This is a genomic window from Paraburkholderia sp. FW306-2-2C-D06C, assembly GCF_058781505.1.
Genome location: NZ_JBYSWU010000035.1, coordinates 19,075 through 33,739, shown reverse-complemented (window position 1 = coordinate 33,739; position 14,665 = coordinate 19,075). Strand labels below are relative to the sequence as shown.

10 protein-coding genes and 1 pseudogene are annotated in these 14,665 nt (G+C 61.1%); 10 read left to right on the top strand and 1 reads right to left on the bottom strand.

Annotated features, from left to right (window positions below; translation table 11 throughout):
* Positions 1 to 13 precede the first annotated feature (13 nt).
* The 10 genes and pseudogenes from AC3WLT_RS24010 (at position 14) to AC3WLT_RS23965 (ending at position 12,400) form a co-directional block, all read left to right on the top strand.
* A complete protein-coding gene (locus AC3WLT_RS24010) occupies positions 14 to 1,834 on the top strand; it encodes a DUF1302 domain-containing protein (protein WP_492594171.1) in 1,821 nt (606 codons plus the stop codon).
* A gap of 91 nt (positions 1,835 to 1,925) precedes the next feature.
* Positions 1,926 to 4,286, top strand: a complete 2,361-nt coding sequence (locus AC3WLT_RS24005) for an efflux RND transporter permease subunit (protein WP_492594170.1) — start codon at positions 1,926 to 1,928, stop codon at positions 4,284 to 4,286.
* Positions 4,287 to 4,299: 13 nt separating this feature from the next.
* Positions 4,300 to 5,289 (top strand): WD40/YVTN/BNR-like repeat-containing protein, encoded by a 990-nt coding sequence (locus AC3WLT_RS24000; protein WP_492594169.1) that lies wholly within the window; start codon positions 4,300 to 4,302, stop codon positions 5,287 to 5,289.
* Positions 5,290 to 5,612: 323 nt separating this feature from the next.
* Positions 5,613 to 6,644: a DNA-binding protein gene (locus tag AC3WLT_RS23995; protein ID WP_492594168.1), complete on the top strand. Its 1,032-nt coding sequence runs from the start codon at positions 5,613 to 5,615 to the stop codon at positions 6,642 to 6,644.
* Between the two features lie 459 nt (positions 6,645 to 7,103).
* Positions 7,104 to 7,550 carry an SET domain-containing protein gene (locus AC3WLT_RS23990; RefSeq protein WP_492594167.1) on the top strand — a complete coding sequence of 149 codons (447 nt, stop codon included), beginning with the start codon at positions 7,104 to 7,106 and terminating at the stop codon, positions 7,548 to 7,550.
* Between the two features lie 360 nt (positions 7,551 to 7,910).
* A pseudogene (locus AC3WLT_RS23985) lies at positions 7,911 to 9,063 on the top strand (PDDEXK nuclease domain-containing protein).
* Positions 9,064 to 9,348: 285 nt separating this feature from the next.
* The gene (locus AC3WLT_RS23980) at positions 9,349 to 10,221 is read left to right on the top strand and encodes a hypothetical protein (protein ID WP_492594166.1); all 873 of its coding nucleotides are present in this window, start codon (positions 9,349 to 9,351) and stop codon (positions 10,219 to 10,221) included.
* 16 nt (positions 10,222 to 10,237) lie between these two features.
* The gene (locus AC3WLT_RS23975; RefSeq protein WP_492594165.1) at positions 10,238 to 11,455 is read left to right on the top strand and encodes a hypothetical protein; all 1,218 of its coding nucleotides are present in this window, start codon (positions 10,238 to 10,240) and stop codon (positions 11,453 to 11,455) included.
* Between the two features lie 190 nt (positions 11,456 to 11,645).
* Positions 11,646 to 12,029 carry a hypothetical protein gene (locus AC3WLT_RS23970; RefSeq protein WP_492594164.1) on the top strand — a complete coding sequence of 128 codons (384 nt, stop codon included), beginning with the start codon at positions 11,646 to 11,648 and terminating at the stop codon, positions 12,027 to 12,029.
* Positions 12,029 to 12,400, top strand: coding sequence for a hypothetical protein (locus AC3WLT_RS23965; RefSeq protein ID WP_492594163.1), 372 nt, complete (start codon positions 12,029 to 12,031; stop codon positions 12,398 to 12,400). The genes AC3WLT_RS23970 and AC3WLT_RS23965 overlap by 1 nt, the downstream gene beginning before the upstream one ends.
* Before the next feature lie 867 nt (positions 12,401 to 13,267).
* Here AC3WLT_RS23965 and AC3WLT_RS23960 read toward each other — a convergent pair.
* Positions 13,268 to 14,611 carry an MFS transporter gene (locus tag AC3WLT_RS23960; RefSeq protein ID WP_492594162.1) on the bottom strand — a complete coding sequence of 448 codons (1,344 nt, stop codon included), beginning with the start codon at positions 14,609 to 14,611 and terminating at the stop codon, positions 13,268 to 13,270.
* Positions 14,612 to 14,665: the final 54 nt, after the last annotated feature.

The following is a 14,665-nucleotide window of genomic DNA, read 5'->3' as shown; positions in this document are numbered from 1 at the left end:
AGGGGCATCTGAGATGAAAAATAGGCTAAGCCGTTTATTCTGGCCCACCGTGTGCGGAGCATTGGTTTCCGGACCAGCTGGCGCATATACGTTCGACACAGGCATTGGTGACATGCAGGCGTCGTGGGTATCGAACCTCACAGGTGGCATGGCCACCCGTACCAAGAACCCGAGCTGTTCGCTAACGGGCGATCCGAATGCGAACGGCTGCGGCGCTGCGGCGAACACGGCGCAATGGGCAAACGGCGACGACGGCGACCTCAACTATCGCAAGGGCCGTCCGTACAGCACGTATCTAAGCGCGACGAGCGAACTGCTGTTGACGATGCCAAGCGAAGGCTACAAGTTCCTGATTCGCGGCACCGCAATGTACGACTTCGCTGCGGCGCACACCGAACGCACCGAACTGTCGCCGGGGGCCTACAACCAGGTCGTGCGGGATGCCCAGTTGCTCGACCTGTGGCTGCAAAAGGACTTCAGCATTGGCGATCAGCGTGCTCATGTCCGCGTCGGTAATCAGGTGATCAACTGGGGTGAGAGCTATTTTGCGTCAGGCGGGATCAATGCGACGAACTCACTCGATATCCAGAAGCTTTACATTCCGGGCACCCAGTTAAAGCAAGCGCTGTTGCCCGCGCCGATGATCAGCTTTGTGAGCGGATTGCCCGCCGGCTTTTCGACTGAAGCGTATTTGCAAGCCCAATGGAACGGCAACCGCTATCCACCTGTCGGCAGCTACTGGTCGGCGTCCGACGTATTTGGCCGAGGCTCACAGCCAGGCTCGTTCAATTCGAACAACTTCAACGTCGGCGCAATCGATGCGGGCACGATTGCCGGCGCGAACAGCAAGAACAACGGGTTGCTCAATACGACCAATCAGAACCTCGTGAACGGCGCGTACACCGGCTTGCCAACGAGTCCGATTGGTGTGCCGTATAGCACGGTGCTGCCCGGCAACCGGCCGCAGTACGGTGTAAAGATCGGCTACAAGCCGTCGGGCGCCGACATCAACTTCGGCTTCTACTACGAGAACTACACCGACAAGGCGCCTGTGCTGTCGTACCTCGCCAATGGCACATCGCGCTGGTCCTATCTGAAGAACCGTCAGTTGTTCGGCGTCAGCACGAATTTCCCGTTGGGCGATTGGGCGATCGGCGCGGAACTGTCATACCGCCCACACGATGCGGTCGCGATGTCCGCGTGCTTTGCACCGGGCGGTCCGACCGATGCGCAGACGAATGCGGTGGCCGGCATCGATTGTCCCGCGTACAAGGATATGAAAAAGTTTCAGCTCGATGCGAACGCGCAGTTGAACTTGACGCAGACAACCTATCCGTTCCTGAAGCTCATCGGCGCGGACCTGGCGGTGTTCACGGCCGAGTTGACCCTGATCGACTATCCGGGCGTCAGCGCAAATTCGCAATACTTCAGCTCGATCGGCGGGAAGAGCGTATATCAGGTAGCCGACGCCGGCTACGGTGCATGGCTTAACAACAATGCGTCGCTCGGCTATCAGATCGCGGCGGCGCAGGGATCGTCGCGATCGGTCGGCTTGACGGTCGACTTCAACTGGACGTATGACGGAACGGTGATTCCGGGGTGGCAATTGACGCCGGGCGTCACCTTCTACGATGCGGTATCGGGCTATACGCCGACCTTCTCGGCCAACTATGAGAAGGGTGCGAAGTCGGTCAACCTCTACTTGCTGTTCAACCAGAACCCGCAGGTGTGGCAAGCCGGTCTCAACTACACGATGTACTTCGGCGGCAACGCGATATCGCAGCCGTTTGCCGATCGTAACTTCGTCGGACTGTTCGTGACGCGCAACTTTTAATCAGACGGCATCAGGTGAATCATGTCAGGTCACCTGATGCCTGCGGGACGTGCGCACAACGTCCCCGCTTGCGGTAATCAGGAGACTGCACGTGTTAACTAACAGCATCAGACACCTGGAAGAGTGGTTGTTCTCCCGTCGGCTCTTCGTATTGGGCGCGTTCGTGGCGTTCACGGCGGTGATGGCTTTCTTCGCGGTGCAATTGCGCATGGACGCAGGCTTCGAGAAGCAGATCCCGATCGGCCATGAATACGTACAGACGTTTAACAAATATCGTGCCGATCTGTTCGGTGCGAACCGCCTGACCGTCGTGGTCAAGGCGAAGCACGGCACGATCTGGACCAAGGACGGTCTGGCGAGACTTGCCGCGGTGACCCAGGCGGTCACCTACTTGCCGAACGTCGATCGGCTCGGTGTTCAATCGCTTTGGACGCCAAACAGTTTCGTCAATGAAATCACAGAAGAAGGTTTTCGCTCGCAGCCGATCATTCCCGGCACGGTGACGGCGAATAGTTTGACGCCTGACGTCATCGCGCAGATTCAGCGTTCGACTGTCGAGGGCAACTTCATCGGCTCGCTCGTGTCGCGCGACGAAACCGCCGCGATGATCACGGCGGAAATCGGCGAAGTCGGCACGGACGGCAAGAAGATCGATTACGTCCAGTACAACCATCTGCTGGAACAGAAGCTTCGTGAGCCATACGAAGACGCGAACTACGACGTTCAGATCATCGGCTTCGCAAAGCAGATCGGCGATATCGCGGACGGTGCGAAAGCGGTACTCGTCTTCTGTGCGATCGCATTGCTTCTGACCGCACTTGCTGTGTACTGGTACTGCCATTCGATCCGCTTCACCGTCCTGCCGATCGTGTGTTCTCTGACGTCGCTGGTGTGGCAGTTCGGCACGCTGCGCCTGCTCGGCTTCGGTCTCGATCCGCTAGGTGTGCTGGTGCCGTTCCTCGTATTCGCGATCGGCGTATCGCACGGCGTGCAGCAGATCAACTTCATTACTCGCGAACTCGCCCACGGCAAGTCGTCGGTGCAAGCTGCTCGTCACAGCTTCACGGGCTTGCTGATTCCCGGGACGCTGGCGCTTGTGACGGCACTGGTCTCGTTCGTTACGTTGCTGATGATTCCGATTCCCATGATTCGTGAGCTTGCGATCACCGCGTCGCTGGGGGTCGGCTACAAGATCGCGACGAACCTCGTGATGCTTCCGGTCGCCGCATCGTGCTTCAATTTCACCAAGGCATATGCCGACAAGGCGATGAAGAAGCGCGAGCAGCGCGCCGCGTGGCTGCGCAAACTCGCGCGCGTGGCCGAGCCGCGTAATGCGGTGATCGTTCTGCTGGTGGTGGCCGGCGTGTTTGCGACGGCTGTGTGGCAAAGCCGCGATCGGGTCGTCGGCACGCTGCAGCCCGGTGCGCCGGAATTGCGACCCGAAGCGCGCTTCAACCGGGATGCGGTTGCGATTGCAAGCAGCTTCGATGTCGGACTCGACTGGCTGTCGGTGGTGATTGAGGCACCGCCCGAATCATGCGTGAGTCCCGCAGTCGGAACGTTCGACGACAAGTTGACGTATGCGCTAAAGGATGTTCCAGGCGTCGTATCGATCAGCTCGTACCCGGACATGTTGCGTACCTATAACGAGGGCTACAACGAAGGCAACCCGAAGATGAACGTCGTGCCGATCGACTCGGGTAACTACGCAGGCTTGAGTACCGAGATCGGACGCGTGCGCGGCTACCTGAACAAGGACTGCAGCATGACCGCCGTCCACTTGTATCTGTCCGACCATAAGGCAAGTACGATCAACGGCGTGATCGCCGCGGTGAAGAAGTTCCGCGACAGCCACCCGACACCCGGTGTCCAGATTCGGCTAGCAGCTGGCAATGCGGGTGTGCTTGCAGCGATCAACGACGAGGTCGCGAAGAGCGAAGTACCGATGATGCTGTATGTCTATGCGGCCATCGTGCTGCTGGTGTTCGTCGTATATCGCGATTTGCGTGCGGTACTCGCGTGCTGCCTGCCGCTGACGGTGGGCACCTTCATCGGCTACTGGTTCATGAAGGCGTTCGACATCGGGCTGACTGTCGCGACCTTACCGGTGATGGTGCTCGCGGTTGGCATTGGTGTCGACTATGCGTTCTATATCTACAACCGGCTGCAGGGCCATCTCGCCGCGGGTGAGCCGATCGTCAAGGCTCTCGAACATTCGATGCTCGAAGTTGGCATGGCGACGATCTTTACGGCGATTACGCTCGCGATCGGTGTCGCGACATGGAGTTTCTCCGCGCTGAAGTTCCAGGCCGACATGGGCAAGCTACTCGCATTCATGTTCATCGTGAACCTGGTGATGGCGATGACTGCGCTGCCGGCGCTGGCCGTCGTACTCGAGCGGGTATTTCCGCGCCGCAAGCCGGTCCGTGCGCCTGGCGTGTTCAGTCATTAAGGAAGGCACGATCATGAACGGAATCTTTCGACGGAATATGTGTGCGGGCCTGTTGGCGGTTTGCGGCGCGATGCCGTTCGATTACGCTGCGGCGCAGGCACCGGTCGATAAGCCGCAGTTGCAGCTTCATGCGGCAGAAAAGGCCAGCGCGGCGACCGAAGTGCAATTGCTCGGAGCGACCCGCGCCGGCAAGAGACTGGTTGCGGTCGGCGATCACGGCGTCGTGCTGCTGTCCGACGACGATGGCAAGAGCTTCAGACAGGCGAGTTCGGTGGCGGCAGACGTGACGCTGAACTCCGTATCGTTTGCCGATTCCCGCAATGGCTGGGCGGTCGGACATTGGGGCGTGATCCTGCGAACGAAGGACGGCGGCGAAACGTGGACGCTGCAACGCAGCGACATCGAGGTCGACCAGCCGCTGTTTTCCGTCTACTTCAAGGACTCGCACGAAGGATGGACGGTGGGCCTGTGGTCGCTGATGCTGCATACCACCGACGGCGGTACGACGTGGACGGCGGTCAAGCTGCCGCCCCCGCCGGGCTCGAAGAAAGCGGATCGGAACCTCTATGCGATCTTCTCCGATACCAAAGGTGCGCTATACGTCGCGTGCGAACAAGGGCGCGTGATGCGTTCGACGGATGCCGGGGCCAGCTGGACGTATGCGGAAACGGGTTATGCCGGCTCGTTCTGGACCGGCGTCGCGTTGCAGGACGGCACGCTTCTCGTCGGCGGACTTCGGGGCACGATATACCGCAGCGCGGACAGCGGCGCGACCTGGCAGGCGGCGAAGACGCCGTTCAAGAGTTCGATCACCGACCTGATGCAATCAGAAGATAAGAACATCGTCGCGTCATCGCTCGACGGCATCACATTGACGAGTAACGATGGCGGCATGAACTTTACCGGCGCGCAGCGCGCGGATCGTACCGCGCTGACCGCGATTGTCGACACGCCGGCGGGACGGCCGATATTCTTCTCGACCAACGGTGTCGCCAAACCATAAAGGCTTTGCGCCAATTCGTACCGCTTTTCAACTATCGGTCAGGGAATTCGTGTGGAGCGGCAGCATGAGCGAACCCATGACAACGGGATCTGCGCAGCATACAAAAGGCAAGCGGAACTACACGATCGGTGACATGCGTCGGATGGCCGCTGCGCACGGCGGCCGCTGCCTGTCGGATGAATACCGCAACCAGCGGATGCCGCTGACCTGGGTTTGTGCGCTCGGTCATGTGTGGAAGTCCACTGCAAACAACATTCTGCGACGATCGTGGTGTCCAGAATGCCACCGCGCCCACCTGAATTGCCGGACAATCTTGATCGTATTTGCCGAGGGCGGACACCGACGCGGCGCTGGCCGCCGAGATCGAGCGCCTGAAGGTGGCGTTTCCGAAGACCCGCGAGCTGTATCGCGAGGTGTGCGCGCTGATGTTTTTCCGGCACGGCATCACGCCAACCGCGAACCGGCTCTATCAGCTTGTCAGGTGCGGCAGCATGGGCACGCCGACCGCCGTGCTCGGCGAGTTCTGGACGGACCTGCGCGAGAAGAGCCGCGTGCGCATCGAGCATCCCGACCTGCCCGCCGATCTCGGTGCCGCCGCCGGCGAACTGGTCGCCACCCTGTGGATGCGCGCCACCGCGTCAGCCGGGACCGCGCTCGACGCGCTGCGCTGCGAAGTCGAGGCGCAGCGAGCCGAGGCGCAACAGTCGGTCGTCGCCGCCCGGGGTGAACTGGGTCGCGTCGAGGCCGCGCTCGAGCAGTGCACCGCCGCGCTGCTGGCCGCGCAGATCGAGGTGCGGGATCTGGAAAAGGCCGAGGCCGAAGGTCACGCGCAGCGACAGGCGCTGGCGGCAGAACTTGAGCGGATCGGCGCGGCGCTGGCTGCGCGCGATCGCGAGCTCGTGGAGGCAAGGGAAGGGTTTTCGCGCGATCTGACGAAGCAGCGGGAAGCCGCCGAGCGCGCGGAAGAGCGGCTCCGCGCCTCCGAGAAGCGCGCCCTGCTCGAGATCGACCGCGAGCGCAGTACCGCGACGAAGCTGCAGAGGGAGCTGGACGAAGCCACGCGTCGCGCGGACCGGAAGGACGCCGACCATCGCCGTGCAATTGAAGCCATACAGGTGCAACTGGGCGACGCGCGTCATCAGGCGGGTGTGCTGCAGGGGCGCCTTGATGCTGTTCAGGCGGAGAACATGCGACTGCAGACAGAGATGATGACGCTGCGCGAAGCGGAAACGCGTGCACGGGAAACCCGGGCGTCGTCCGCCTCGGCCGGAGTCCGGAAGGCACCACGGCCGACCCGTTCCTCTCGCACTGCGCCGACCGCCAAAGTAGCAACGCGGCGCAAAAAAGCGGTATAAACGCAGGGTGATTCGCCACGGAAATGGGCTGCATGGCTGATATTTACCTGCTCGCCGGACTGACGCTTCCATAGGGCGTCGCGCATGAGTCCCTGCCCGGGACAGTGACACTGTTCATCTCGGATTGCTGGCACGGCATGAGTCGCATGCAGATGATTGCCCGCGCGAAACGGCGGGGGCTACGCCTGTCGTTCTGCGCAACGGCGCCGTGTCTATCTGGCGAAACCGGCGTGTTCGAGTTGCGCTTCTACGATGGGGTAGTGGAATGCCTGATGCTGGCACGGCTACAGCGGGTCGGAGACAGGAGCGGTAAACGCCGGCAAACCAGCCGGACTGACGTATCCCGCCCCCCGCCACGCGATCCCCGACAGACCAGGTTGTTCTGACACGACGGTCGCGGTTGCCGCGCAGCGCGCGGCTCGATATGCTCGCAGCCTTCAACGGATCGGGGGTGATGAAGTGCGGCGCGTGACGGTCAGGAAATCATCGGTGCATGGGCGAGGCGTCTTCGCGTTACAGGCGATTCCAGCCGGCCAGCGGATCTTCGAATATCGCGGTGAGGTCACATCGTGGCGGCGGGCCTCTGCCCGGTACCGGCGATCCGGAATGCCCGGCCACACGTTCATTTTCGGACTGGCTGACGGGCGCGTGATCGATGGCAGCGTCGGGGGCAACAGCGCCCGCTGGCTGAACCACTCGTGCCAGCCGAACTGCGAGGCGATCGAGGACGGGCGGGGGCGGGTTTTCATCGAGACACTCAGGGACGTGATACCGGGCGACGAGCTTTTTATCGCCTATGGACTCACTATCGATGAGGCGATTACGCCCGAATTGGCCGCCGACTTTGCCTGTCGCTGTGGGAAGATGCGGTGCACCGGTTCGATGCTGGCATCGGCAAGCGGTTAACAAGCGTCGACCCGTCGACCGCAGCCGGGCGCTGGTCGCAATGCCGGTCCTGCTACATATGCATCGGAGGGTGTTCTTGCTGGTGGCGGGCGGTTGCGTGACCGTCTTCCGGGGGGCGAGCGAGCTCTCCGCCTCGCTGCTGGCGATGCCTGGCGACGTATACCTGAAACGTGTCGCCGCAGTTGCGCAGGAAAAGGGTCGGGAGGTTGGCAACGTCGCGCTAAGGGCCCGAGACGATTTCGAGCCGATTGCTTGCCAACATGGATTTTCATCGATGGACTAAGTGCAGACAGCGCAACACCATGGTAGCCAATGTCCACGTGGACTCGTTAACGCTGAAACTACCTACTGACAGTATCAATGACTGATATCGCATTAAGCAGCGCCGAATACAGCGGCATACACGGCGACATCGTGGCTCTTCTGGAACACGGTCGTCGTGCTGCGGCCCGAAGTGTCAACGCACTGATGACGGCTACCTACTGGGAGATTGGTCGCCGTATTGTCGAATTCAGTCAGGGCGGGGAGGGACGTGCGGCCTACGGTCAGGCCGCTTTTAGAGCGGTTGTCGGTCGACCTGACAGCCCGCTTCGGGCGCGGGTTTGGGGTTGATAACCTGGAGTTGATGAGGATGTTCTACCAGACCTACCCGGCAGCCGCGATTTCCGAATCACTGATTCGGAAATCTACGCCCACAGACCATCCGGGAAATTCCGAACCGGCGATTCGGAATTTCGATCTCGATCAACGCGCGACCAGATTTCAGCTGTCGTGGACGCACTACATCCACCTCATGCGGCGAACCCGGTCAATTGAAGAAAGAGCGTTTTACGAAGCTGAAGCGCTTCGTGGCGGATGGAGCGTGCGACAACTGGATCGGCAGATTAGCAGCCAGTTTCACACTCGTGCGATGCTGTCGAAAAACAGGCCCGCCATGCTACAGAAGTCGGGCAAGGCGCAACCGGGCGACCTTGTGACCGCAGAGGAGGCAATCAAGGATCCTTATGTCCTTGAGTTCCTGGATCTCAAGGACGAATATTCAGAAAGTCAACTGGAGGAGACATTGGTCCATCGCCTCGAAGACTTTCTTCTTGAGCTGGGTGGCGATTTTACGTTCGTGGGCCGCCAGCGTCGCCTTCGGATTGGTGAAAGCTGGTTCCGGGTAGATCTTCTGTTTTTTCATCGGCGTCTGCGATGCCTTGTTATCGTCGATCTCAAGCTCACCGAGCTCAATCACGCCGACGTGGGTCAGATGCACATGTACTGTAATTACGCACGTGAGCACTGGACGCTGCCAGGAGACAACCCACCCGTTGGCCTGATGCTGTGTGCGCGAACGAATGCCGCGGTGGCGCGTTATGCATTGGAAGGGTTGCCAAACAAAGTGCTGGCGGCTGAGTACCATATGGTCCTGCCGGATGAAAAACTCCTCGCCGAAGAACTGGCCAGAACCCGCCGTGCCTGGGAGGCCCAACATTGGCCGGAAGAGGGCGCTGACGGTCAACTGTCGTGACAGGGGCACCATCATGATTGCGTCATGCTCGGCGAATCATCAACAACCTTTTAGGGACTGACTGCCTGTTACCATTGCAATCTGTGTGCGGAAATACATCTCATCAGCGGGTCGGCGCGCCGTACAAGATGGGAACCAGAGCACTACACGGTGCGTCTGGTCGCCGACGCGAGCGGTCGGCGCGCAATCATCGAGTCAGTCGATGAGCACCGCAGGAAATTGAGAAGCACGGTCAAATGGATTAATCTCGTCAGCCTGACTGAATAACTGTTCTGGATCCGACGGATGCAGCTCGACATTTTCAACGACAGCCGCGACGTGATGCCGCGCAATGACGTCCTGTCCGCGTTGCAGCAGTACGATGCGGCGGGCGCGCGGCGCGCGCTGCAGGCGCTTGCGAACGAGTATCCGGACGACGTCGCCCTGGTGTATTTCGGGTCGATCGTCAATGCCCTCGAGGGTCGATCGACGGTACCATTTGACCGTCACGAAGCCGCCCTGCAGGCTCGCCAGGCGCTATCTCACGAAGTCCAGCCCGCAGTCGCGCGTGCGTTCCCGAGGCAGAGCGGGGCGACCTGGCTCGCACCGCTCTGGGCAGAACTGGCCGGGCGCGCCGCTGTGCTGCCTTTCCGTGCGGACCACGCGGATGCACACGCGGCGGCGCTCTTCCTGCTTGCGGGCAGTTGGGCCGAAGCGTGTGAGGCGGTATCGCGCATCGCCTCGTGGCGACGGATTCCAGTGCCGCTCTGCTGGATGGCAGAGGCGCGCTACCGGATCGATCGACTGGACGTGGCCTGGCCGCTACTGGTGGAACTGGCGTGGCTTTCGCCGTCTCTCTTTGACCGGCTGTCGGGCCAACTTGGCGACGCATCCATCAATGCCTTGCGGCGCGGCTTCGATACCTCGTTCGACGGCGCGGGCGATACTGGCGATCTGGCATGGTTTCCGGCGTGGGTCCTCACAGAAAAAGCCGGACTTGCCCCCCTGTTCAGGCAGGCGGAGCCTTCCCGACGGCACGCGCCCGAACGGGCGACGAGGCTGATGCTCGGACTGCTGAGCCTGGAGCGGCAGGGCCGGCATCACGAACTGCTGCAAGCCCGGCGCGAACTGCAGACACTCAATGGGGCGGTGTACGCCGCCTATATGAAGACGCGCTGAGCAGGTGGCCCGGGATATGACACGAACGCCATCTCACAAGTGGGTCTTTGCCGCGCGGTTCCGGCGGGGCGCCTTCGGCTGGAAATCCGCGTTGCCGATCCAGCGTCTGAAAGAAGCCCTGGCGGAGATCCGGCAGATCGCCCGTGCCGATCCCGTTCTCGCCGCGGATGGCGCGGTCGCTTTGCTCGAAAAGCTTTCGCCGGCGCTCGAGCACGTAGACAGTTCGTCCGGCGCAATGGGCACCGCCGTGAATCGCGCCATCGATGCACTTGTGCCGGTCATCGCCGGGGTGGACGTGCCTGCTCCGGTGCGGACGCGTTGGCTGGAACGCCTGTTTGACGCGCTCCAGGACGACCCGATGCCGTATATCGAACAGCTGGGCGATCGCTGGGGTGACCTGTGTACGTCGCTCGCCATCGCGTCCGCATGGGCAGACCGGTTGTTGCCGGTTACAGCGCGCGTGATGGGCGCTGAAGGTCTGGGCGAGCATTTCGCGGGTACCACCGCCTGCCTGAGTGCGCTGAATGCCGCCCAGCGCCATGAGGAACTGCTCGCTCTGGTGAACGGCGCGCGCCTGAACTGGTGGGGGTATCGTCAGTACGGGGTAGACGCACTGATCGCACTGGGTCGTTCCGCTGAAGCACTGCGTTACGCGGAAGCGTCCAGGGGGCTGAATGCGCCCGCTGCCGCAATCGCCCGCAAAGGCGAAGCTATCCTCCTGTCGTCGGGCATGATGGACGAAGCCTATCGGCGCTACGCGATCGAGGCCAATCAGGGCGCCACGCATCTCGCGACGTTCCGTGCCATCGCGAAAAAGTATCCGGACAGGAGCCCGGACAGCATCCTCCACGATCTGGTCACGAGCAGTCCCGGCGCCGAGGGGAAATGGTTCGCCGCCGCGAAGGACGCCGGCCTGCTCGATCTGGCGGCGTCTCTCGCGATGCGCGGCCCCACCGATCCGCGAACCCTGACGCGGGCCGCACGCGATTTCGCGCAGCGCAAGCCTGAATTCGCGGTGGCCTGTGGCACGGCAGCGCTGCACTGGATGGCGGCAGGCTTCGGTTACGAAATCACGGGGAGCGATGTGCTGGATGCCTACGGTGCGCTGGCGGACGCGGCCCTTGCCACCGGCATGGAACGTGACCAGCTCAACAGGCGTCTGCGGGACCAGTTTGCGGCCACTCCGGGGCATTCGTTCGTCGCCACGGTGCTGGCGCATCATTGGGCGGCATGACGTCGCGATGCATCCAGGTCACGGGATTGACGGTTCCCGCACGACCCGTGGCCCGGCGGGTTGTCGTCGACGAGTTGCTCCCGGTCGTGTGGGACGGGCGCCCGTTATGCCGCCGATGACGGAACTGAAGCGCAACGCGGCTGTAGAGGGTAGTTTTACGATAGGCAGAAGTCAGTACAGGACTTGGATCATGGAAGAGTACAACCCCGAGTGCGCGCCCGAACCTGAATCATGGCTTGAACTTGACGAACAGGAGCGAATTGGTCTCGTCGAAACGTATCACCGCGTCGCCCGTAGCAAACTTCCCAACGTCACGGCACACGCCGCGCTACACGCGATCGTCGAAAACCAGATTGCCCTGAACATTGAGCCCGTGGTCCGGGCGATGCATCGTCTCAGGAAAGAAGGCCTTACGCGACACGATGCTGTTCACGCGATCGGCTCAGTCATCGCAGAGCATCTGTTTGAGATTTTGAAGACGAATCAGAACGACGATGCTGCAGCTTCGCAGGCGCGTTACTACGCGGCGGTGGAGCGATTGACTGCAGTGAGTTGGCGCAGAGGTGAGCACTGATGCCGACACCCCCGAAGCTTCAGCCCTGGTTTGAAGCGCGGCAGCGTTTCAGGTTGAGCCATATTCATATCCAGATGGCTCGCGAACTGGGATTGAATCCCCGAAAATTCGGAACGCTGGCTAACGACCAGCAGGAGCCGTGGAAGCGCCCCCTCGCCGAATTTATCGCGCACTGTTATAGCAAACGCTTTGGTCGTTCGACCCCCGAACACGTGCAATCGCTGGAAGAAGTCGTGAAGCGTGCGGAACAGCGACGCAGCGAGCGGCGGGAGAGAAAAGCCAACAAAGCGGTTCTGCCAACAGGGCTTCAACGTACCGATAGCGGATCAAACGGAAAGCTGCCAGACCTGCACGAACCTGGCAGTGAATAGGTACGAAGGGAGCGGACACGACGACCGTCTGGGTGGCGATGTAGAGCATTTTCGCAAAGGTTGCTTCTATTTTTATTTCCGAAATGTTTCTACTTTCGCTTCATTGGTGCGACACGTGTCGCCGTCAGCCGGACGTAAATCGGCAAACGCGGTAGCCGGCAAAGCCCATTCCTGTCTTGTCACATTCAACGACTGGAACATTGGAAATTGAATCCGTGACCTGCTGTGCGACCAGCAGTTGCCTACCCGAACGTGCGCGATTGGTAACGATCGGGTGCGAAGCTTCGGGGACAACGAACCTGCCTGAAGGGCGATCCACCTTGGTGACAAGGAAGGGGTCGACACTGCCAGCAGCCGTGCGGTGTGGGGGCAAGGCAATTTCCGCATGCACAACGTAGGTGAACTGTCGCATAACCCTCGTGACGAAAAATGAGCCAAAGCTGCTGACAGGCTCTGACCAAAAGGTGGGTAGCCAGTTGTTCCTCTCGATGATAGGGACACGTCGCCACAAGCGCTGCCGGGGGAGAGACAGGTGCTAAACGGATAGACACGCTGAAATTCATGCGCGTCGGCAAGAATGGGAACGTGGTAAACCCGATTCTTCGCCACCCGTCGTGAACCTCTGATCCGTGCGCATGATGTTCTCCTTTGAACAGGACTCGACACGCTGATTTTACGTATCAGTTCGCCGACGACCCGCCTGCACATAGGATCTCTCACGGCCTTCGACGATCTTCGTGCGATCCCTGCACGTTGGCACGAAACGCGTCTGCGCTGCAAGCCGCAGGGATTATTGATAGCGGAGAAGCGAAGCGGCCGACGGATTCGTCAGCCACTTCCGGTGTCAGGATTGCAACAGAACGCAGGTCACGACGTCGCCGGCCGCAAGGCGCTTCTGGCCGCCTGGCTTTGCCGGCCGAGTAGCGCCACGCTGACAATCGCGATCAGCAACGGCGCCGCGAAGGCGTAGTACAGATTCCCGGTAGCCCAGCCCGCGTCAACCAGTGTCCCCGCTGCCAGCGGCGCCAGCACTGCGCCCACACGACCGATACCGATCGACCAGCCCATCCCGGTCACACGGGTTTCGGCCGGATAAAGAATGGGGGCGAACGCGTACAGGCCAGCCATGCATGCGAAGATCCCCGCGCCGATCAGCAGGGCGATGACGAACGCGACGGTGAGCGTCGAGGCAAACATGCCAAAGCACAGCATCAGGGCCGACGTCAGCGTCAGGCTGGTCCACAGCAGCGGCTTAAGGCCGATGCGTGACGAGATGAAACCGAACAGCGCTCCGCCCACTACGCCGCCAACGTTCAGCAGCACTCCGCCTGTGATCCCTTGTTGCGCCGACATGCCTGCCGCGACAAGCAGCTTCGGTGTCCAGCTCAGCACGAAGTAGAAGCACAGCATCACGAGGAAGAATGATGCCCAGATCATCAGCGTCTGCAGTGCAAGTGAACCGACGAACAAGCTGCGAAATTTACTCTGCGTCTCGACTCCAGGTGCCGGGTTGAGCTGCTGTGGAAGCTCGGTGATCGTTTCATGGCCCAATTTTACGAGCAGTGCATTAAGCTTTGTCAGTGCACCGGCCCCGCGCCTTGCGATCAGGAAGTCGAGCGACTCCGGCAGGCGCACGAGGACGAACGGAATCATCGCAGCGGTAACCAGTGCCCCGAACACGAAGACGCTGCGCCAGCCGTAATGCATCAACAAAACGCCGGCGATCGATCCCCCGATCGTCGCGCCGATCGGATAGCCGGTTACCTGCAGACTGATGGCGGCACTGCGCCACCTGTTTGACGAGTACTCGGAGGTGATCACGTTCAGGCTCGCGAGCATCCCGCCGATACCGATGCCGGTGATCGCGCGCAGCGCTGCAAGTGCAATGATGCCGGGTGCCCAGGCGGACAACAGCATCCCGCCCGAAATCATCCCGAGACAAAGCAGGATGACCGGTCGGCGTCCGACACGATCGGCCCACGGCGCGAGGAAGAGTGAGCCGGCTGCCATGCCGAACAAGCCGGCGCTCAGCAGCAAGCCGAGCTGCTTTCCATTCAAATGCCACTCGGCCGATATCGAGGACGCCGTGAACGCCATCGCCAGCACGTCAAATCCGTCGAGCATGTTGAGCACGATACAGATCGTGATCGCCGCAACCTGAAAGCGGCTCATCGCCCCCTGATTGATCGTCTCCCTGATGTCCAGCTTCATCGTCTCCTCCAGTCCTTTAATTAATCGAGTACCCATGCGGCGACTTCGTGCGGT

What these genes read in the sequence shown, in the direction of transcription:
- AC3WLT_RS24010 (WP_492594171.1), top strand. Translation starts at nt 14, where the DNA reads ATGAAAAATAGGCTAAGCCGTTTATTCTGGCCCACCGTGTGCGGAGCA.
- AC3WLT_RS24000 (WP_492594169.1), top strand. Translation starts at nt 4,300, where the DNA reads ATGAACGGAATCTTTCGACGGAATATGTGTGCGGGCCTGTTGGCGGTT.
- AC3WLT_RS23980 (WP_492594166.1), top strand. Translation starts at nt 9,349, where the DNA reads ATGCAGCTCGACATTTTCAACGACAGCCGCGACGTGATGCCGCGCAAT.
- AC3WLT_RS23975 (WP_492594165.1), top strand. Translation starts at nt 10,238, where the DNA reads ATGACACGAACGCCATCTCACAAGTGGGTCTTTGCCGCGCGGTTCCGG.
- AC3WLT_RS23970 (WP_492594164.1), top strand. Translation starts at nt 11,646, where the DNA reads ATGGAAGAGTACAACCCCGAGTGCGCGCCCGAACCTGAATCATGGCTT.
- AC3WLT_RS23965 (WP_492594163.1), top strand. Translation starts at nt 12,029, where the DNA reads ATGCCGACACCCCCGAAGCTTCAGCCCTGGTTTGAAGCGCGGCAGCGT.
- AC3WLT_RS23960 (WP_492594162.1), bottom strand. Translation starts at nt 14,611, where the DNA reads ATGAAGCTGGACATCAGGGAGACGATCAATCAGGGGGCGATGAGCCGC.